General features: G+C 73.7%; 19 protein-coding genes. 4 read left to right on the top strand and 15 right to left on the bottom strand.

Annotation, left to right across the window (positions count from 1 at the left end):
- Positions 1–229: 229 nt before the first annotated feature.
- From ACIBQZ_RS02600 to ACIBQZ_RS02575, 6 genes are read right to left on the bottom strand one after another with little or no spacing between them, the layout of a single operon-like run.
- On the bottom strand, positions 230–1,810 hold the full coding sequence (locus tag ACIBQZ_RS02600; RefSeq protein ID WP_396086681.1) for an NADH-quinone oxidoreductase subunit N: 1,581 nt from the start codon (positions 1,808–1,810) through the stop codon (positions 230–232).
- Positions 1,807–3,360: a NuoM family protein gene (locus ACIBQZ_RS02595; RefSeq protein ID WP_396086680.1), complete on the bottom strand. Its 1,554-nt coding sequence runs from the start codon at positions 3,358–3,360 to the stop codon at positions 1,807–1,809. Before ACIBQZ_RS02595 ends, ACIBQZ_RS02600 begins: the two co-directional genes overlap by 4 nt.
- Complete coding sequence (locus tag ACIBQZ_RS02590; RefSeq protein WP_396086679.1) at positions 3,357–5,258, bottom strand: NADH-quinone oxidoreductase subunit L; 1,902 nt, start codon at positions 5,256–5,258, stop codon at positions 3,357–3,359. The genes ACIBQZ_RS02595 and ACIBQZ_RS02590 overlap by 4 nt, the downstream gene beginning before the upstream one ends.
- Positions 5,255–5,629 carry an NADH-quinone oxidoreductase subunit NuoK gene (gene nuoK / locus ACIBQZ_RS02585; RefSeq protein ID WP_396086678.1) on the bottom strand — a complete coding sequence of 125 codons (375 nt, stop codon included), beginning with the start codon at positions 5,627–5,629 and terminating at the stop codon, positions 5,255–5,257. The genes ACIBQZ_RS02590 and nuoK overlap by 4 nt, the downstream gene beginning before the upstream one ends.
- Complete coding sequence (locus tag ACIBQZ_RS02580) at positions 5,629–6,144, bottom strand: NADH-quinone oxidoreductase subunit J (RefSeq protein ID WP_396086677.1); 516 nt, start codon at positions 6,142–6,144, stop codon at positions 5,629–5,631. Before ACIBQZ_RS02580 ends, nuoK begins: the two co-directional genes overlap by 1 nt.
- Complete coding sequence (locus ACIBQZ_RS02575; protein WP_396086676.1) at positions 6,141–6,725, bottom strand: NuoI/complex I 23 kDa subunit family protein; 585 nt, start codon at positions 6,723–6,725, stop codon at positions 6,141–6,143. The genes ACIBQZ_RS02580 and ACIBQZ_RS02575 overlap by 4 nt, the downstream gene beginning before the upstream one ends.
- A gap of 242 nt (positions 6,726–6,967) precedes the next feature.
- On the opposite strand from ACIBQZ_RS02575, the gene ACIBQZ_RS02570 reads away from it, so the two are divergent.
- The gene (locus ACIBQZ_RS02570) at positions 6,968–7,366 is read left to right on the top strand and encodes a hypothetical protein (protein ID WP_396086675.1); all 399 of its coding nucleotides are present in this window, start codon (positions 6,968–6,970) and stop codon (positions 7,364–7,366) included.
- A gap of 79 nt (positions 7,367–7,445) precedes the next feature.
- Here ACIBQZ_RS02570 and ACIBQZ_RS02565 read toward each other — a convergent pair whose 3' ends face one another.
- The 6 genes from ACIBQZ_RS02565 to ACIBQZ_RS02540 all read right to left on the bottom strand — a co-directional run bounded on the left by ACIBQZ_RS02565 (position 7,446) and on the right by ACIBQZ_RS02540 (position 14,278).
- Positions 7,446–8,405, bottom strand: a complete 960-nt coding sequence (locus ACIBQZ_RS02565) for an NADH-quinone oxidoreductase subunit H (RefSeq protein WP_396086674.1) — start codon at positions 8,403–8,405, stop codon at positions 7,446–7,448.
- Positions 8,405–9,364, bottom strand: a complete 960-nt coding sequence (locus ACIBQZ_RS02560) for an NADH-quinone oxidoreductase subunit C (RefSeq protein WP_396086673.1) — start codon at positions 9,362–9,364, stop codon at positions 8,405–8,407. The genes ACIBQZ_RS02565 and ACIBQZ_RS02560 overlap by 1 nt, the downstream gene beginning before the upstream one ends.
- Before the next feature lie 232 nt (positions 9,365–9,596).
- Complete coding sequence (locus ACIBQZ_RS02555; protein WP_396086672.1) at positions 9,597–10,898, bottom strand: DUF2252 domain-containing protein; 1,302 nt, start codon at positions 10,896–10,898, stop codon at positions 9,597–9,599.
- Between the two features lie 30 nt (positions 10,899–10,928).
- Positions 10,929–11,492, bottom strand: a complete 564-nt coding sequence (locus ACIBQZ_RS02550; protein ID WP_396086671.1) for an NADH-quinone oxidoreductase subunit B — start codon at positions 11,490–11,492, stop codon at positions 10,929–10,931.
- Positions 11,493–11,496: 4 nt separating this feature from the next.
- Positions 11,497–12,960 (bottom strand): pyridoxal phosphate-dependent decarboxylase family protein, encoded by a 1,464-nt coding sequence (locus ACIBQZ_RS02545; protein ID WP_396086670.1) that lies wholly within the window; start codon positions 12,958–12,960, stop codon positions 11,497–11,499.
- Between the two features lie 10 nt (positions 12,961–12,970).
- Positions 12,971–14,278, bottom strand: coding sequence for an MFS transporter (locus tag ACIBQZ_RS02540; protein ID WP_396086669.1), 1,308 nt, complete (start codon positions 14,276–14,278; stop codon positions 12,971–12,973).
- Between the two features lie 49 nt (positions 14,279–14,327).
- Between ACIBQZ_RS02540 and ACIBQZ_RS02535 the strand changes: the two genes are divergently transcribed.
- A complete protein-coding gene (locus ACIBQZ_RS02535) occupies positions 14,328–15,746 on the top strand; it encodes a gamma-glutamyltransferase (protein WP_396086668.1) in 1,419 nt (472 codons plus the stop codon).
- Positions 15,747–15,752: 6 nt separating this feature from the next.
- On the opposite strand, the gene ACIBQZ_RS02530 is transcribed toward ACIBQZ_RS02535, so the two are convergent.
- Entirely contained in the window at positions 15,753–16,682 is a 930-nt protein-coding gene (locus tag ACIBQZ_RS02530) for an NAD-dependent epimerase/dehydratase family protein (protein WP_396086667.1), read from the bottom strand.
- Positions 16,683–16,783: 101 nt separating this feature from the next.
- Here ACIBQZ_RS02530 and ACIBQZ_RS02525 point away from each other — a divergent pair, with 101 nt between their 5' ends.
- Entirely contained in the window at positions 16,784–17,461 is a 678-nt protein-coding gene (locus ACIBQZ_RS02525; RefSeq protein WP_396086666.1) for a TetR/AcrR family transcriptional regulator, read from the top strand.
- Here ACIBQZ_RS02525 and ACIBQZ_RS02520 read toward each other — a convergent pair.
- Both ACIBQZ_RS02520 and ACIBQZ_RS02515 read right to left on the bottom strand, forming a co-directional pair.
- Complete coding sequence (locus ACIBQZ_RS02520; protein WP_396086665.1) at positions 17,458–18,258, bottom strand: class I SAM-dependent methyltransferase; 801 nt, start codon at positions 18,256–18,258, stop codon at positions 17,458–17,460. The two genes, ACIBQZ_RS02525 and ACIBQZ_RS02520, sit on opposite strands and share 4 nt — an antisense overlap.
- Positions 18,258–18,560 (bottom strand): MGMT family protein, encoded by a 303-nt coding sequence (locus ACIBQZ_RS02515; protein WP_396086664.1) that lies wholly within the window; start codon positions 18,558–18,560, stop codon positions 18,258–18,260. Before ACIBQZ_RS02515 ends, ACIBQZ_RS02520 begins: the two co-directional genes overlap by 1 nt.
- 61 nt (positions 18,561–18,621) lie before the next feature.
- Here ACIBQZ_RS02515 and proB point away from each other — a divergent pair, with 61 nt between their 5' ends.
- Positions 18,622–19,734: a glutamate 5-kinase gene (proB, locus tag ACIBQZ_RS02510; protein ID WP_396086663.1), complete on the top strand. Its 1,113-nt coding sequence runs from the start codon at positions 18,622–18,624 to the stop codon at positions 19,732–19,734.
- Positions 19,735–19,745: the final 11 nt, after the last annotated feature.

Here is a 19,745-nt window from a genome sequence, read left to right as displayed (position 1 = left end):
GCGGGCGGCGGGCGGCCCCGAGCGCGCATCTCGCCGCGCCGCGCCGCGCAGCGCCGCGCGCTGGTTCCCGGCTGGCCTTGATCGGGTGGGTCTTGTGGCGTTAGGGCGGATTTGGTGACGTGCCGCGGCGGCTGTTGGAGGTTCGCGTTCGGCTTGCCGATGGGCGTGCGCTGCTGGCCTTCCCGACCGTCTCGGCGCGGCCTTTGGTTCGGCTTGGTTGGGGTCTCGGTCAGCCGAGGAGGGCGTTGAAGATCCATTGGGGGGCCAGGCCCAGGATCATTGCTGTTGTGGCGGCTGCTGCGATCGCTGCCGTTACTGCGCGGGGTACCTCGGCGCGGGGGTGGGTTGCTGCTTCGAGGAGCTTCGGGTCGACGACTGCCGTCATGGTTGTTCCCGGCAGCGCGGGCTCGGTGGCCGGCTGCTCGTCGGTGGCCGGCGGCTGGTCGGTGGCCGGCTCGGTGGGGGCGGGTGGTTCCGGCTGGGGGGTGGGGAGGGCCGCGAACGGGATGACTGGCTCGGTGGGGCGGGTGTAGAGCAGGGCGCTGACGCGGACGTAGTAGGCCAGGGCGATCACCGCGTTCAGGGCCACCACCCCTGCCAGCCAGCCCCAGCCTGCGTTGATCAGGGCTGCCACGACTGTCACCTTGGCGAAGAGGCCCGCCAGGCCCGGCGGGAGGCCGGCCAGGCCCGCGAGCGCCAGCACCAGGGCCGCACCCAGCCACGGGTTGCGGCGGCCGGCGCCTCGGTAGTCGGTCAGGTTGCCGCCGTCGCGGTTCGGGCCGCGGAGGGCCACCACCACCGCGAAGGCCAGGTATTCCAGGACCACGAAGAAGACCGCGTACGCGAATGCCGCCGGTACGCCCGCCGAGCCCACCGCCAGCGGCGCCAGGATGTAGCCCGCCTGCGCCACCGATGACCAGGCCAGCAGACGTACCATCCGGGTCTGTCGGAGGGCGACCAGGTTGCCCACCGTCATCGTCAGGACGGCCAGCACCGCCACCAGCGGCCCGGTGTCCAGCCGCTGCACGATCGCCGCCAGCGCCACCACGCCGCCCAGTTTCGAGGCCGTCGACAGGTACGCGGCCACCGGCACCGGCGCGCCGTCGTACGTGCTCGGCGCCCAGGCGTGCAGGGGGACCGCCGCCACCTTGAACGCGAAGCCGACCACCAGCAGCGTGCCGCCGACCGAACCCAGTGGCGCCAGGGTGCCCGTGGCCCCGGTCAGTACGGCCAGGTGCAGCACCCCCGTGGCCGCGTACAGGAGCGCCGCGCCGAGCAGGGCGATCGCCGTCGAGATAACGCTGACCAGGAAGAACGTCACCGCGGCCGAGGCGCCGGTGGTGGTCACCCGGTCGCGGGGGGCGAAGCGGCGCAGGCCGACCAGCACGTACAGCGGCAGGGTCAGGGTTTCCAGGCCGACGATCAGGGTGATCAGGTCGCCCGCGTACGCGATCACCACTCCCCCGGCCATCGAGCTGGTCAGCAGGAAGCAGTACTCGCCCGCCGGGGCGATGCCCGCGCGCAGCGCCGGCGCGGACAGGGCCAGCACCCCCATCGTCAGCGCCGCCAACAGCACCGCGACCACCGCCGCCTGCGGGCCGCTCACCCAGGAGCAGTGTTCGGGGCCGCAGAACGTCGACGCCGGGCGCAGCGCGAGCGCGACCGCCGCGCCGGCCGTGGCCAAACCGCCGGCGATGCCCGCGGGCACGGCGAAGCGGCCGACGGCGAGTTCCAGCACCAGCACGAGCAGCGCGGTGCCGGCCGCGGCGTAGAGCGGCAGCAGGGCGAAGTGGTTCACGGTCTGGGTCATCGCACGGCTCCGGTCAGGGCGGCCACCGGGTCGGCGGTCGCGGCGAGCACCAGCGCCGGCACCAGGCCGATCGCGAGCGCCAGCAGCACCAGCGGCGACCAGGCCAGCCATTCCGGCCGGGAGATGCCCGCGATGCCGGTCACCGCCGGGGTCGCCGGGCCGTGGGTGATCCGGCGCAGCAGCCGCAGGAAGTACGCCGCGGTCAGCGCCCCGCCGATCGCCGCCAGGATCGCCAGGGTGAGCCACAGCGGGCCGCCGCGTTCGGTCGCGCCCACCACGGCGAAGGCCTCGCCCCAGAAGCCGGCCAGGCCGGGCAGGCCCAGCGAGGCGATCGCCGCGAAACCGAGCAGGCCGGCCAGGCGGGGCGCGGTCTCGCGCAGCCCGCCGAGGTCGGCCAGCGCGCCGGTGTGCGCCCGGTCTTTGATCGCCCCGGCCAGGAAGAACAGCAGGCCGGTGATGACGCCGTGCGCCACGTTGCCGAGCAGCGCGGCCTGCAGGCCGGTCGCCGTCAGCGTCGCGATGCCGAGCAGCACGAAGCCCATGTGCCCGACGCTGGAGTACGCGATCAGCCGCTTCAGCTCCGTCTGCCGCAGGCACACCAGCGACCCGACGATGATCGCGGCGACGGCGAGGATGCCCAGCGCCGGCGCCGCCCAGACCGCGCCCAGCGGGGTCACGCCCACGCCGACCCGGATCAGGCCGTACGTGCCCATCTTGAGCAGGACGCCGGCCAGGATCACGCTGCCGACCGTGGGGGCCTCGGTGTGCGCGTCCGGCAGCCAGGAGTGCAGCGGCCAGAGCGGCGCCTTCACCGCGAACGCGACCGCGAACAGCGCGAAGGCCGTGAGCTGCACCGTGCGGGACAGGCCGGTGCCGCCGGTCAGGGCCATCAGGTCGCCGGTGCCGGCCGCGACCACCACGGTGAAGACGCCGAGCAGCAGCAGCACCGAGCCGAACAGTGTGTAGAGCACGAACTTGCGGGCCGCGTGCCGACGCCGCGGGCCGCCCCAGCCGGCGATGACCGCGTACATCGGCAGCAGGACAACCTCGAAGAAGATGAAGAACAGCACCAGGTCGAGGGCGAGGAACGTGCCCAGGATGCCCACCTCGAGCACCAGCAGCAGCGCCGCCAGCGTCCGGCCGCTGCCGCCGGCGGGCACCTTCCAGACCGTGTACGCGCAGCACAGCGCCGTCAACAGCCCGGTCAGGACCACCAGCGGATAGGAGATCCCGTCCACGCCGAGGTGGAAGTCGATGCCGAGCGCGGGCACCCAGGACACGTTCACGTTGATCCACGGCAGCACCGCCGGCGGCCGGTCGGAGGCGGTATAGGCGAACCAGCCGTAGTCCGCCTCCGGCACCGCCAGCAGCGTCGTCAGCACGAAGGTGACCGTCGCGAACACCGTCGCCAGGATGCGGGCCGCACGGTCGCGGGCGGCGGGCAGCACCGCGACGACCAGCGCGCCGAGCGCCGGCACCGCGAGCACCGCGATGAGCAGGACCTGCGCGGCCGAGCCGCCGGTCGTCAGGTAGTCGCGGTAGGGCGTCATGAGGCGGCTCCGTAGATCGCCGCGACGACGCCGAGCACCAGCGCGCCGGCGAAGACCGCGACCGCCGCCCGGGGCAGCGCCGCGCGATGGGCGTTCGTCAGCACCACGCCGAGCCGGGTGGTGGACGTTCCGGTGCCCTCGACGGCGGCGTCGACCACCCGTTCGTCGACCACCCGCAGCGCGGTGGCGAGCGCGCGCACCGGGCGTACCACAAAACGGTCCTGGACGTCGTCGAGCCGGAAGCCGGCGGCGAACAACGGCCGCAACCGGCCCAGGGCCTGCGCCGGGTCCACGCCCGGCGCGGTGTGCCACAGCCAGTACGCGCCACCCGCGCCGAGCGCCAGCAGCAGCAGCGGCAACACGATGCTGACCTCCAGGTGCGGCGCCTCGAGCTCGAGCGCGCCGCGGAAGCCGGGCAGGAACGCGGCCAGCCCGAGCAGCGCGGCCGGCACCGCGAGCAGCAGCACCGGCCAAAGCAGCAGGCCGGGCGGATCGTGCGGGGCACCGGGCTCGCGCTCGTAGGCGGCGTCGTCGAAGCCCACGTGCCACAGCTCGGTGCGGGACCGGGCGTGGCCGAAGAAGGTGCGCAGCAGCAGCCGGGTCGCGTACCAGGCGGTGATCGCGACGCCGAGCAGGCCCGCCACCCAGACCACCCAGCCGACCCAGGCCGGGGCCGGGCCGTGGCCCTCGGTCGCGTGCGCCGCGGCGACCAGGACGTTCTCCTTGGACCAGAAGCCGGCCAGCGGCGGCAGCCCGGCCAGCGCGCCGAGCCCGATCACGAACGCCCAGAAGGTCGCGGGCAGGTGCGTGCGCAGGCCGCCCATCCGGGACATCAGGTTGGTGCCCACCGCGTGGATCACCCCGCCGGCGGCCAGGAACAGCAGCGCCTTGAACGCGGCGTGGGTGAGCAGGTGGAACAGGGCCGCGGCGGGCGCGCCGACGGCCAGGGCGCCGGTCATGTAGCCGATCTGCGAGACCGTGGACCAGGCGAGGACCCGCTTGAGGTCGTCCTGGGCGGTGGCCGCGAGCGCGCCCAGCAGCAGGGTGATCGCCGCCATGACGCCGAGCACGGCCAGCGCGCCGGGCGCGCGGGCGAACAGCGGGAAGAGCCGGAAGACCACGTACACGCCGGCGGCGACCATGGTCGCGGCGTGGATCAGCGCGGAGATCGGGGTGGGGCCGGCCATCGCGTCCGGCAGCCAGGTGTGCAGCGGGAACTGGGCGCTCTTGCCGGCCACCCCGGCCAGGATCAGCAGCAGCGCGGCGGTCAGGTGCGCGGGCGAGCTCGCCAGCACCGCGGAGATCTCGAAGCTGCCGGCCGAGACGCCGAGCAGCGCGATGCCGAGCAGGAAGCCGACGTCGCCGACCCGGGTGACCAGGAACGCCTTCACCGCGGCCCGGGGCGCCTCGGGCAACCGCCGGTCGTGGCCGATCAGCAGGTACGAGCAGACGCCCATCACCTCCCAGCCGACCAGCAGCACGATCAGGTCGCTCGCCGAGACGACCAGCAGCATCGCGCCGGTGAAGATGCTGATCTGCGCCGCGTAGGGCGCGTACCGGGGGTCGTCGTGCAGGTAGCCGACCGAGTAGACCTGCACGGCCAGCGCCACGACGGTGACGGCCAGCGCGACGTACAGCGCGGCGGGGCCCAGCGAGACGCCGAAGGTGATCGGCAGGTCGCCGAAGCGGACCGCCTCCACGCCGTACCCGATCGGGTTGTCGGTGACCACCAGCAGGAAGATCGTGATCGCCAGGGCGACGGCGGCGCCGGCGATGCCGAGCGCGGCGGACCGGCGGCGCGGTGCGCGGCCGCCGTCGCCGGCCGGCAGCAACAGGCCGAGCAGGCCGAAGAGCACCGGTACGGCGAAGAGCGCCGTCCCCAGGACCTTCTCGATCATCGGCTGACCTGCTCGTCGTCCTCGTAGTACAGGGCGACCTCGTCCACGTGCACCGCCCGCCGCATCCGGTAGTACTGGAGCACGATGGCCAGGCCCACGCCCACCTCGGCGGCGGCCAGCACGATCACGAACAGCGCGAACACGCCGCCGGAGTGCCCCGGCCGGCCGTTCGGGTAGGCCCAGGCCTCGATCTGCACGCCGACCAGCGTGGCCCGGACCGCGGTGTCGGCGGTCACGAAGATCAGGTTGACCGCGTTGAGCATCAGCTCCACGGCCATCAGCACCAGGATGACGTTGCGCCGGCGCAGCACGCCGTAGACGCCGAGCCCGAACAGCAGCGCGCCCGTCACGTACGGGATGACGGCGTGCATCAGGCCTCTTCCTCGGTGCGGGCGCCGATGTCCGGGCGCGACAGCACGATCGCGCCGACCAGCGCGGCGAGCAGCAGGATCGACAGCACCTCGAACGGCAGCACCCACGCGCCGAAGATCTGCGTGCCCATCCGCTCGGCGGTGCCCGGCGCGGGCCGGTCGTAGAGGGTCCAGCGGAACGCGTCGGCCAGCAGCGCCGCGAGGCCCAGCCCGACCCCGCCGCCGACGATCAGCGCCGGCCAGGCCGGGCGGTCCAGGTCGCGGGAGGGGCCGATCGGGGCGCGGGTGAGCATGACCGCGAACAGCAGCAGCACGACCACCGCGCCGACGTAGACCAGCACCTGCACCCAGGCCAGCAGCTCGGCGCCGAGGACCAGGTAGAGCCCGGCCACCGCGCCCAGGCTGATCACCAGGTAGAGCCCGGAGCGGACCAGGTGGGTGCTGGTGACCACGGCCGCGCCCGAGCCCACCGCGACAGCACCGAGCGCGAGCAGCAGCACGTCCGCGACGGTCACGAGCTCGGCTCCGGGCGTACGGCGGCTCGCGCGGTCTTGGCCGGGGTCACCGCGCCGGGGCCGGCGGCCTTGCGGGCGGCGGTGGCCTCCTCCTTCGAGGGCTCACCGAGCACGTCGTGGGCCGGCGGCGGCGGGACGGTCTGCATCCAGTCGCCGAGCCGGTTCTTGTCGTGCAGCAGGTTGAGCACGTCGGTCTCCGCATACTCGAACTCCGGCGTCCAGTGCAGCGCGTCGAACGGGCAGACCTCGATGCAGATGCCGCAGTACATGCACAGCGAGAAGTCGATGTCGAACTTGTCGAGCACGTTGCGCTGCCGGGGGCGGGCGGCGCCCGGGACGACGACCTCTTCCTTGTGCGAGTCGATGTAGATGCACCAGTCCGGGCATTCCCGGGCGCACAGCATGCAGACCGTGCAGTTCTCCTCGAGCAGGGCGATGACCCCCCGGGAGCGCGGGGGCAGGTCCGGCTCGACGTCCGGATACTGCTGGGTGGTCGAGCGCCTGGTCATCGTCTTGAGCGTGACGGCGAGGCCGTTGATCAGGCCCTCGCCCGGCATGTGCCGATCTCCGTGCTCGCTCATAAGGTCATATCCTGCCCGGTCGCACCGGCGGAGGCGAGCACACCCCCGCAGTTGCCTCGCATCGTGTCCGGCACCGGGGGCTTTGTGGCACGGAGCCTGGTAGGAGGCAGTTGAGCCGAACATCACTGTCAGGGCCTTTAACATTTAAAGTCTTTTATATTGAACATCATCGGTTTAGTGCCCCGGTGTCCGGTTACTGACGGCTGCGACAGCTCCTCACCCACCACATTGGAGGAAGCCCGATGAACCGCACCGCAGCAGCAGCCGCGGCCTTCGCGACCGCCGGACTGCTCGGCGTCACCGCCCAGCCCGCCGCCGCCGCGCCCGCCGCGCTGGCCACACCGTGCGTGCAGAAGATCGCTGTCGTCAACAACGGCGGGTTCGTGATGAACTTCCAGGTCACCACCCGTGACGGCCAGCTCTCCGCGCCCACCGACGACTACCCGGTCAACCAGTGGCGGCTGGTCGACCTGACCTCCACGCCGCTCGCCGAGGGTGTGGACGTGCGGCCGCTGGTGCACGCCACCGCCGGTGACGACGTGCTCGGCAACAACTTCGTGTCGTACTGCGTGAACGGGCAGACCGCCACGTACACCGCCAGCGGCACGACGCTGAACTACACGGTCACGCTGCTGACCTGACGCGCTGCTGCCGGGCGCCCCTCGGCGCCCGGCAGCTCGCCGGTCACCCGCAGAGCGCCATGGCCAGGGCTGGCCCTACCTACAGGGCCAGCTTGACCGCGGCGGTCAGCACCAGCTGGCCCAGCGCCACCGGGACCAGCACCAGCCAGCACAGCCGCTGGAGCTGGTCCTCGCGCATCCGCGGGTAGCTGACCCGCAGCCAGATGACCACGAAGGACACGGCGAAGATCTTCACCAGCGTCCACAGCCAGCCCAGGTGCGCCGGGTCCGGGCCGTGCCAGCCGCCCAGGAACAGCACCGTGGTCAGGGCCGCGATCACCACGATGCCGACGTACTCGGCCAGCAGGAAGAAGGCGAAGCGCAGGCCGGTGTACTCGGTCAGGTAGCCGAAGACCAGCTCCGAGTCGGCGATCGGCATGTCGAACGGGGGCCGGCGGATCTCGGCCAGCCCGGAGACGAAGAACACCAGCATCGCGGGCGCCTGCCAGAGCAGCCACCACGGCGACCATGCCTCGACGATGCCGGACAGGCTCAGCGTGCCCGCGGCCATCGCCACGCTCGCGGCCGACAGCACCAGCGGCAGCTCGTAACCGAGCAGCTGGGCCGCGCCCCGCAGGCCGCCGAGCAGGCTGTACTTGTTCGCCGACGCCCACGCCGACATCAGCACGGCGACCACGCCCACGCCCAGCACGGCCAGCACGAAGAACAGCCCGATGTCCATGGCCTGGGCGACCAGGCCGCCGGGCCCGAGCGGGATGGCCAGCAGCACGATCAGGTACGGGAACAGCGCGACGAGCGGCGCGAGCTGGAACACCCGGCGATCGGCGTCCCGCGGGGTGATGTCCTCCTTCTGCACGAACTTGACGCCGTCGGCGACGAGTTGCGCCCAGCCGTGGAAAGCGCCGGCGTACATCGGGCCGAGGCGGCTCTGCATGTGCGCCATGACCTTGTGTTCCATCTGGCCGACGACCAGCGGCAGGACCAGGAAGGCGGCGACCACGGCGACGATCCGGACGGTCAGCTCCAGCCAGACCGGCATCAGGCGTCCTCCCCGTCGCTCGGCGCCGGCGGGGTCTCCGGCGCGGTGCCGGTCTCCGGCGGGGTCACCGTCTCCGGCGGGGAGGCGGGCGCGGGAGCGGCTTCGGCCGCGGTGCGGGCGGCGCTCGCCTGGTCGGCGGCTGCGGCAGCCTCGGCCTGACCGGCCGCCGCTGTCGTCGCCGCCGCGCTCGGGTCGGCCGCCGGGGGTTCCGTGAGCGCCGCTCGAGCGCCGCGATCCGGCGGTGCCGGGCGGTCCGGGCGGTCGCCGGCGGCGGGCCGGGCCGGGCGGTCGCCGGCGGCGGGGCGGGCGGCGGGGGCGCGGCGGGCCGGGGTCTCCGGTGGGGGGATCTTGCCCTTCATCGGGCCCCACTCGTTCGGGTCCGGTACGCCCGGCGGCCGCATCGGGGCGCGCTTGGCCGTGCCCGCCTCCGACTCGCCCGGCTCCTTCGCGCCCGGCCAGGCTTTGGCGACCCGCGAGGCCAGCACGAACTCCTTGCGCAGCGGGTTGCCCTCGAAGCCGGGCGGCAGCAGCAGCGGCCGCAGGTCGGGATGGCGGGAGAAGGCGATGCCGAACATCTCGTGGGTCTCCCGCTCGTGCCAGGCCGCGCCGGGGAAGATGTCGACGATCGACTCGACCACCGGGTTGTCCCGGGTCAGCCGGGCGCGCACCAGCAGCCCGTGCTTGCGGCGGGTGGACCACAGGTGGGCGACGACGGTGAAGCCCTCGTCCAGCTCGTCGACCGCGGACAGCCAGTCGAAGAAGTCACAGCCCAGCGCGCCGGGATCGCGGGCGGCGTCGATCGCCGCCCACCACAGCGCGGCCGGCACGTCCACCACGGCCCGCTCGTGGCCGGGGCCGCCGCCGGAGACCCCGGCGCTGATCGTGCCCTCGGCGGGGGCGTCGGCAGCGTCTGCCGTCAGCAGCGCGACCATCCGTTCGCCGACCTCTTCGGGCGTCATGTCGCACATCCTATGATCCGGCGCGCGCCCGGCTTGCGACCATCCTGTGTCCCGCACCCGAGGCGGACACCGGCGAGGTCGGCGACGGCGCTGAGGCCGGGCGTGAGCAGGCCGAGGCCGACCGTCGGCTGTCTCGTCCGGCGCCGGAGCTGGCCGCACGGCACCGCGGTGACGCTGACGAACGTATGGCGTCCCTGCCTGAACCAGGCGTTCGGGCGCCGGCCCCGCCGGCTCAGAGGCCCGGCAGGCGGCCGTTGCGGAACAGGTCGACGAAGTCCTGGTGGTCCTCGCGGGCCTGGTCGCCGTACTTGTGGGCGAAGTCCACCAGCAGGCCGAGGAAGCCGGCCTCGTCCTTGTCGACCGCCGCCACGATGGCCTCCTCGGTGGAGAAGTCGACCAGGTCGTGACTGGACTCGTCGTCGGCGACCGAGTGCATCCGGGCCACCGCGCGGCCCAGGTCGGCGACCACGCCGGTCAGCTCCTCGGGCTCGTTGACGTCCGCCCAGTCCAGGTCGGCCGCGTACGGCGAGACCTCGGCGACCAGCTGGCCGACCCCGTTGAGCTCGGTGAAGCCCAGCCACGGGTCGGCATGCGCCTGCAGGGCCCGCTGCGACTCGGCCGTCCGGTGGCCCTGATGCCGGAAGTACGACCGGACCCGCTCGTCGTCGATCCAGCGGGCCACGGCCGGCACCTGGGCCTGCTTCATGTAGATGATCACGTCGTTCTCGAGCGCCTGGGTGTGCCCCTCCAGCAGCAGGTTGTACGACGGCAGCCCGGCCGACCCGATGCCCACGCCCTTGCGCAGCTTGATGTCCTTGATGTTGGTGGACACCGAGTCGCCGTGCGACGGGATCGTGGTCAGGTAGTCCTGGAAGGCCGCCCGGACCGTCGCGGCGGTGGGCTCGTCGACGTCGTACACGCCGTCGCCGAGGGAGAACCGGCGCTCGTAGTCGTCGATGGTGGTCTGCCCGGCGAGCAGGTCGACCCGGGTGTTGAGCCGCGCCTCCTGGAGCACCCGGCGCAGCACCCCGGCGGCGTTGTCGAGCGTGATCGAGCCGAGCGCGTCGTCGCCGCCGGCCGCCACCGCGCGCAGCTCGGTCAGGTACGCCCGCGCGAACGTGCTCACCAGCTCGGTGATCACCTGGTCGGAGAGCGCCTTGCTGTAGCCGATCAGGGCCACGCTGGCGCAGAACCGCTTGAGGTCCCAGAGGAACGGCCCGACGTACGCCTCGTCGAAGTCGTTGACGTTGAAGACCAGCTGGCCCGACGAGTTCATGTAGGTGCCGAAGTTCTCGGCGTGCAGGTCGCCGTGGATCCAGACCCGGCTGGTCCGCTCGTCGAGGAAGGTGTCGTCGCGGTACGCCCCGGTCAGGTCGGCGTAGAACAGCGACGCGCTGCCCCGGTAGAACGCGAAGGGCGACGCGGCCATCTTCCGGAACTTGCGCCGGAAGGCCGCCGGGTCCAGCGCCATGAGGTCGCCGAACTCCCTGGTCAGTACGTCTCTGATGAAGTCCGGACGGGACTGCTCGGTCATGCTGAGCAGACTAGCTGTACCAGCCAACGATCAGGGTCGTTTGACCGGCGGCGCGGTCAGCGAGGCCGCGTCCCGGTGCTGCGCGGCCACGGGCGGGCCGGGGATCAGCGGGTCGGGCCGGTGCACCCCGCCCGGGCCGGACTGCTCGGCCGCGATCTTCGCCTGCAGCTGGAGGATGCCGTGCAGCAGCGCCTCCGGCCGCGGCGGGCAGCCGGGCACGTAGACGTCGACCGGGATGAGCTGGTCGACCCCCTTGGTGACCGAGTACGAGTCCCAGTACGGCCCGCCGCAGTTGGAGCAGGAGCCGAACGAGATCACGTACTTGGGCTCGGGCATCTGGTCGTAGAGCCGGCGGATGGCCGGGGCCATCTTGTCGGTGACCGTGCCGGAGACCACCATCAGGTCGGCCTGCCGGGGGCCGTGCGCGAACGGGATCACGCCCAGCCGCATGAAGTCGTGCCGGCCCATGCTGGTCGCGATGAACTCGATCGCGCAGCAGGCCAGGCCGAAGTTGAAGACCCACAGCGAGTAGCGGCGGCCCCAGTTCAGCACGAACTTGATCGGATCCCCGATAACTCCTGGCAGGCCGGACATGTCGTCAACCTACCCCGTGCCAGGTGGGCCGCTGGAGCAGGCTCAGGAAGCCGGTCAGCAGCGCCGCGCGCAGCGCCGGCGGCGCCACGTTCAGCAGCGAGTTGACCGCGGCCATGCTCCGGCCCAGGTCGTCGCCCAGCCCGAGGCCGGCGGCCAGTCCCTCGACCAGCTCCGGGGTCACCAGCTCCGGGGTCAGCGCGCCGGCCGCCGCCAGCAGCTCCGGCGGCAGCTCGACCGGGCCGCGGGCGCGGGTCGCGGCCACCGCGGCGGCCAGGTCCGGCGCGAACTCGGCGGCGGTCGCGCCGACCGCGGCGGTCACCGTGAGGTGGATGGTCGCGGGCAGGTTCCCGTACGCGAGCTGGGGCTGGGTGTGCCAGCCACGCGCTGCCAGCTCGTCGGCGAGCACGAACAGTTCGACGTCCGGCTCGGCCGCCAGGCACACGACGCTGGTCTCGGGCGGCGCGAACAGGCGGACGCCCCCGGTGGCCTCGACCGCGCCGGCGAGCACGGCGACCGCGTCCCGGGTGCGCCCGGCCAGCCGCAGGTAGCCGTCGTCGCCGAGGTGCCGCATCGTGGCCAGGGCCGCCGCGATCGGGCCACCGGACCGGGTGGACGAGATCACCGGGTTGACCATCGTGTAGCCGGGCCAGTCCGCGTACGCGAAGAACTGCGGCAGCCGCAGCGCCGCGTCCCGGTGCAGCAGCACCGAGACGCCCTTCGGCGCGTACGCGTATTTGTGCAGGTCGACCGAGATGCTGGTGACCCCGGGCACGGAGAAGTCGAAGGCCGGCAGGTCGGCGCCGAGCCGCCGCAGGTAGGGCAGCACCCAGCCGCCGAAGCAGGCGTCGACGTGGCACCGCACGCCCCGCTCGGCGGCGACCGCGGCCATCCCGGCGATCGGGTCGATCACCCCGTGCGCGTAGCTCGGCGCCGAGGCCGCCACCAGCACGGTCTCCGGACCGATCGCCGCCGCGGTGGCGACCGGGTCGGCCCGCAGGTCCGGCCCGACCGGTACGACATCGAGGGCGACCCGCAGGTAGTGCGCCGCCTTGGCGAACGCGGCGTGCGCGGTCGACGGGATCACCAGCCGCGGCCGGTCCAGCTCCGGGTGGGCGTCCCGGGCGGCCTTCACGGCCAGGATCAGCGACTCGGTGCCGCCGCTGGTGACGCTGCCGACCACCTCCGGCGCGGTCGTGCCGGGCCCGCCGCCGAGCAGCCGGCCGGCGGCCGCGACCAGCGCGTTCTCCATCGCCAGCAGGGACGGGAAGGCGGTCGGGTCCAGGCCGTTGACGTGCGCGGAGATCGCGTACGCGGCCTGGGCCAGCTCGTCCAGCCCGCCGACCGCGGGGTCGTAGACGTAGGCGAACAGCCGGCCGCCGTGCGTGGGCAGGTCGGCGGCGCGCAGCTCGTGCAGCTCGGCGAGCACCTGCTCACCCGGTACGCCGGTGGACGGCAACGCCTCGATCATGACCACCAAGCTAGTCCTGATAGCGGCGCAGCAGGGTGACCGCCGCCCCGACCAGCACCGCGGGGACCACGGTGAAGCCGAGCAGCACGCCGAGCCGGGCCGTCGGGTCCTGGGCCGCCGCCTCGCCGGTCGCCGACGAGACGTAGCCGAACAGCTGGAGCACCAGCGCGTAGATGCCCGGGCCCAGGGCCAGGCCGAGGGTCTCCCCCGCGGTCCACAGCCCGGTGAACACGCCGGCCTGGCGGCGGCCGGTGCGGACCGTGTCGCGTTCGATCAGGTCGGGCAACATCGCCAGCGCGAAGACCTGCTGGCCCGCGTACCCGCTGCCGATCAGCGCCACGACCAGGTAGATCGCCACGGCCGGCAGCGCCGGGGACGCCAGCAGGACCAGCGCGCCGGCGCCGAACAGCAGGGACGCGGCGATCAGGCCGCGGAGCTTGCCGTGCCGGGCGCCGACCCGGCTCCACAGCGGCATCACCAGCAGCGCCGGGCCGACGAACGCGGCGAACAGGAACGTCGCGCCGGAGTCCTGGCCGATCACGTGGTCGGCGAAGTACTGCACGCCCGCCAGCATCGTGCCGATGCCGGCCGCCTGGACGATGTAGCAGATCAGCAGGGTGCGGAAGGACGCGTTGGCCGCGGCGATCCGCAACTGGGCGCGCAGGCTCGGCTCCTGGCCGGCGGCGGTGCGGGAGTCGGCGGTACGCGTACCGAAGAAGGCACCCAGGGTGCCCACGACGATGAGCGCGCCGACGAACGCGCCGGACCACCGGTGGCCGGTCAGGCCGCCACCGCCGAGGTCGACGACGAGCGGGGCCAGCGCGCCGGAGACCAGGATGGCCAGCGCCAGCACCGCGACCCGCCAGGTCATCAGCCGGGTGCGCTCGGCCCGGCCGTCGGTCAGCTCGGCCGGCATCGCCACGTAGGGCACCTGGAAGAAGGCGAACGCGGTGGCCGCGGCCAGGAACGCCACGGCGACGTAGCCGCCCGCCGCCGCGCCGGTGCCGAACGGGCCGGCGAAGATCGCGGCGAACAGCACGCCGAGCGCCAGGCCGGCGCCGAGCAGGAAGCCGCGCCGGTCGCCGCTGCGGTCGGAGATCCGGCCCGCGACCGGGTTGACCAGCACGTCCCACGCCTTCGGCAGCAGCACGAGCAGGCCCGCCACGCCCGCGGCGACACCGAGCGTGTCGGTCAGATATGGCAAAAGGAGTAGACCGGGCACTGTCCCGAAAGGTCCGGTCACCAGCGAGCCCAGGGAGTATCCGGCGACGACCCGGCGGGGCAGAAGTACGTCGTGCGAGGGACCGGCGACCGTCATGGACGCGGATGGTAACCATGGGCGGGCCGCTGCGCCTACGCTTCGCCGAATGGAGAATTCCGCACGGCCGTCCCGGGTCGCCGCCGGGGTCGCGGCGAGCCATCCGGCGACGGCCGAAGCCGGGCTGCGGGTGCTGCGCGCCGGCGGAACGGCCGCCGACGCCGCCGTCGCCGCCGTGCTCGCCACCTGTGCCGCCGAGACCGTCTACACCGGGCTGGGCGGGGGCGGATTCGCCACCTACTTCGACGCCGCCACCGGCTCGGTCACCTGCCTGGACTTCTTCGTCTCGGTGCCCGGCACGGACGGCGACCGGGTGGCCGGCCCGATGCTCGCGGTCGACGTGTTCTTCGGCGGGGTGCCGCAGGTGTACTCGATCGGCGGGGCCAGCGTGGCGGTGCCGGGCGTGCCGGTCGGCTGCGGCGAGGTGCACCGGCGCTGGGGGCGGCTGCCCTGGGCCGAGCTGGTGGCGCCGGCGCTGGAGCTGGCCCGTACCGGGGTGGCCATGCCGCCGGCGCACGCCCGGACCCTGGAGGCCTGCGCCCCGGCGCTGGCGCACGGCGAGGGCGCCGCCGTCTACGCGCCGCACGGAAAGCTGCTCCAGGGCGGTGACCTGCTCTTCCACCCCGGGCTGGCGACGGCGATGGCGGCGCTCGCCGCCGAGGGCCCCGCGCTGTTCCACACCGGCTCGTACGCGCCGCTGCTGGTCGAGACGGTCCGCGCCGCCGGTGGCGCGCTCGGCCCGCGGGACCTGGCCGACTACCGGGTGCTGGAGACCCCGGTCGACCGGGCCACGCTCGCCTCGCACCAGGTCCGCGCCCGGCACGACCTCAACCGCACGGTCGACACCATCGCGGCCCTGCCCGCCGACCTGGCCGTGCTGCCCCGGCCGGCCCGGGCGGTGGCGGTGGCCGCGGCCCTGCGCGACCGGGGCCGGCAGAAGATCGGCGACACCACCAACGTGTCGGTGGTCGACCCGGCCGGCAACGCCTGCGTGATCACCACGACCATGGGCCTCGGCGCCGCGGTCTGGCTGCCCGGCCTCGGCGTCAACCTCAACTCGATGCTGGGCGAGGGCGAGCTGATCACCGACGACCTCGTGCCCGGCGTGCGGATGTCGTCCAACATGTGCCCGCTGGTGGTCATCGACGACGAGGGTGCGCTGGCGGTGGCCGCCGGGTCGGCGGGGGCCTCGCGGATCCGCACCGCGCTGGTCGACACGCTGATCGGGGTGCTGGTCGACGGGGTCGACATGCCCACCGCGATCGCCCGCCCCCGGTTCCACGCGGTGGACGACACCATCCACGCCGAGCCGGCTTACCCACGCGACGAGCTGGCCGCGCTGGCGGACGCGGGCTGGCGGATCCACGGCTGGCCGGACCTCAACCACTACTTCGGCGGCGTCACGGCGGTGGGCGTCGGCGGCGCGGCCGGCGACCCCCGCCGGGCCGGGGTCGGCTTGCTGCTCTGACCCGGGTCACATCGTGCGGCTCGCGGTGGCTGCCGCACCGGCGGCCACCTCGGCCAGCGACACGTCCAGGTCCGTCGCCTTCAGGCCGAAGGTGCGCTCGGTCAGCGAGCTGTCCATCACGAACGGCGCGTAGAACTGGTAGTCCATCTCGGCCAGCTCGCGGGCCATCGGCACCGCCAGGCCCGCCGTGCGCATCACGAAACGCGGCAGCTGCCGGATCGGCACCGGCTTGTCGCCGCTGATCGCCAGGTAGCGGGCGGCCAGGTCCTTGACGCTGATCGCCGGGGCGGACGGCACGTGCCAGGCCCGGCCCCAGGCCCGCTCGTCGCCGGCCAGCTCGACCAGGGCCCGGGCCATGTCGCCGGTGTAGGTGAAGGTGTGCGGCGCGTTGATGTCGGCGGGCGCCCACGCCGTGCGGCCCTTGTGGATGGCCGGCAGCAGCACCATGGAGAAGACCGAGGCCGCGCCCGCGCCGATGTAGTCCGAGCCGCGGACCTCCACCGTGCGCACGCCGCTCGCCAGGGCATCCTGCCACATCTTGATGCGGACGCGGCCCTTGCGGCCGGTCGCGGCGAGCGGGCTGTCCTCGGTCATCCGGCCACCCGGCACCGGGCCGTAGACGTAGAGGTTGCCGGTGGTGGCCAGGACCGCGCCGGTGCGCTGCGCGGCGGTCAGCATGGCGCCGGCCAGCGGCGGCCAGAGCGACTCCCACTGGGTGTACTTCGGGTTGGCGCAGTTGTAGAGCGTGACCGCGTCGCGGGTCAGCTCGGTGAGCCGGGCCGCGTCGGCGGCGTCGGCGGCGACCCGCTCGATCAGCGGGTGCGCGGGACCGGTGCCGCTGCGGGTCACCATGCGGACGGACTCGCCGCGCTCGGCGAGCAGGCGGGCCACCGAGGAACCGACGGGACCGGAACCGACGATCACGTGCTTCGACATGACGTTCTCCTTTGTGAGCACTGCTCTCTGTCGAGAACAACAATCTCACCTTCTCGCGCCGATCGCAAGAGCAGTGCTCTCGTTTGTGGCACACTTTCCCCATGACAGCCGCATCGATCCGGGCCCGGGTACGCGCCGAGATGACCGACGAGATCAAGAACGTCGCCCGGCGCCACCTCGCCACCGACGGCGCGAACCTGTCGCTGCGCGCGGTCGCCCGCGACCTAGGCATGGCCTCGTCGGCGGTGTACCGCTACTTCGCCAGCCGGGACGAGCTGCTCACGGCCATGATCATTGACGCGTACGACGCGCTCGGCGGCACCGCCGAGGCGGCGGTGGGCGCCGGCCCCTTCCTCCAGCGGTTCCTGAGCGCGTGCCACGCGGTGCGCGACTGGGCCCTGGCCCACCCGCACGAGTGGGCGCTGATCTACGGCAGCCCGGTGCCCGGCTACCAGGCGCCGCGGGACACCGTCGAGCCGGCCATCCGGGTCATCCTGCTGATCGGGCGGATCGTGGCCGACGCCGCCGCGGCGGGCGAGGTCGAGGCCGGCGCGCCGATCGGCGGCAAGCTCGGCGAGGAGCTGGTCCACGTGGCCGCCCAGGCCGCGCCGGGCACTCCGCCGCAGCTCGTGGCGCGGGCGATCGCCGCCTGGATCAACCTCTGCGGCGCGGTCAGCGCGGAGCTGTTCGGGCAGCTCAACAACACCATCGAGGCCCGCCGGGAGTTCTTCGAGCTGCAGATGCGCGGCGCGGCCGCGATCATCAGCCGGCCGGGCTAGCGACGGGCGTGGATGACGTGGCCGCCCGGGGTCTCCTTCGGCACGTCCGGGCGGCCGAACCAGCGGGCCGCCAGCTCGGCCGGGCCCAGGTCGGTCAGCTCGGCGAAGCCCCGGTCGCGCAGCTCGGCGGCCAGCTCGCCGGGCCGGAAATAGGTCCGCCACGGCTCGCCGATGCGCGCCACCCGGCTCGCCCGCGCCTCCAGCGCGGCCCGCCGCTCGGGTGACATGGACGACGGCGGCATCGCATAGTCGAAGACCACCTCGGCCTTGGGCGTCGCGGCGATCAGCGCCAGCGTCTCGTCGTAACCGGACCGGCTCAGGTAGGGCACGACACCGAGCCACAGGAAGAACGCCGACTCCTCCGCGACCAGCCGGTCGGCGAGCGACTCGCGCTCGAAGTCCACCGGCAGGTAGGTCACCGACTCCGGCACCGCGATGCCCGCCGCGGCCAGCCGTTCGCGCTTGTCGGCCTGGGTGTCCGGGTGGTCCACCTCGACGACCCGCAGCTCCGGCCACGGGTTGCGGTAGGCGAACGTGTCCAGCCCCGCGCCGAGCACGACCAGCTGCCGGGTGCCGTTGCGGACCGCCGCGGCCAGCGCGTCCTCCGCGAACCTCGTGCGGGCGGCGATGAACAGGCGCATGCCCCGGCGGTCCGGCGCCTGCTCCGCGTCCGGCGGCACCCCGAGGATCGGTACGGCCAGCGGGTCCCGGAAGATCGAGCCGCCCTCGATGACCTGGTGCGCCGCCCGGTAGCGGGCCGCGCTGAACGCCGTACGGCTGGGCTGTCCGGTCTCCATCAGGGCGTCCAGCTCGCGCGGGCCATGTCCACGTGCTCCCCCTTCAACGGCACGCCCTCGCTGAGCAAGCGCTGCCGTGCCTCCTGCTCGTGGCCGGGCGGCAACCGGCCGGCGCTGGTGACCACCCGGTGCCACGGGACGCCGCCGCCGTGCCGGGCCATGATCGTGCCGACCTGCCGCGCCGAGTTGCGTCCCGAGGCGTCCGCGAGCGCGTCGGCCACCGCCCCGTAGGACATGACCCGGCCCGCCGGGATGCTCTCGACGAGCCGGAGGACCTCTTCGACGTACTCCTGCGGTGTCACCGACGCCACGATATGGGATCTCACCCGGACGGCGCAGGGCCCGGCGAGCAGAATGGGCCGGGTGCGGGAACAGGTGACGGGTGCGCGACGGATCGTGGTCAAGGTGGGCTCGTCCTCGCTGACCACGGCGGCCGGCGGAATCGACGAGCAGCGGGTGGACGCGCTCGTCGACGCCCTCGGCGAGCTCGCCGCCCAGGGCCGGGAGGTGGTGCTGGTCTCCAGCGGCGCCATCGCCGCCGGGCTGGCCCCGCTGAAGCTCAGCCGGCGTCCGCGGGACCTGGCCACCCAGCAGGCCGCGGCCTCGGTGGGCCAGGGCCTCCTGATCGGGCGGTACGCGGCCGGCTTCGCCCGGCACGGGCTGACCGTGGGGCAGATCCTGCTCACCGTCGACGACGTCACCCGGCGCGCGCACTACCGCAACGCGTACCGGACCCTGCGCAAGCTGCTCGACCTGGGCGCGCTGCCGATCGTCAACGAGAACGACACGGTCGCCACCGAGGAGATCCGGTTCGGCGACAACGACCGGCTCGCCGCCCTGGTGGCCGCCCTGGTCCACGCCGACCTGCTGGTGCTGCTCTCCGACGTGGACGCGCTCTACACCGGCGACCCGGCGTCCCCGGCCGCCCGCCGGCTCACCGTGATCCGCGACGAGGCCGACCTCGCGGACGTCTCGATCGGCTCGGCGGGCCGGTCGGGCGTGGGCACCGGCGGCATGGTCACCAAGGTGGAGGCGGCCCGGATCGCCACCGGCTTCGGCATCCCGGTGGTGCTGACCGCCGCGCCGCTGGCCGCCGCGGCGCTGGCCGGCGACGACGTCGGCACGCTGTTCCACGCGGTCGCGCGCCGCCCGACGGCCCGGCTGTTCTGGCTGGCCCACGCCACCTCGCCGCGCGGGCGCCTGCACCTGGACCCGGGCGCGGTCACCGCGGTCGTGGCCCGGCGCAAGTCGCTGCTGCCGGCCGGCATCACCGCGGTGGACGGCTCGTTCGTCTCCGGCGACCCGGTGGACCTGGTGGACGCGGGCTCGGGCGCGCCGGTCGCCCGCGGGCTGGTCAACTACGACGCCGTCGAGCTGCCCGCGCTGCTGGGCCGCTCGACCCCGGAGCTGGCGGCGGCGCTGGGCCCGGGCTACGAACGCGAGGTCGTCCACCGCGACGACCTGGTCCTGCTGTGAGGCCGCGAGGC

Origin of the sequence: Actinoplanes sp. NPDC049599, from assembly GCF_044465625.1 — a bacterium.
In the GTDB taxonomy this organism is placed as follows: Bacteria; Actinomycetota; Actinomycetes; order Mycobacteriales; family Micromonosporaceae; genus Actinoplanes.
Note: the sequence above shows the minus strand (reverse complement) of the source record. Positions and strands in the feature narration are given on the sequence as shown.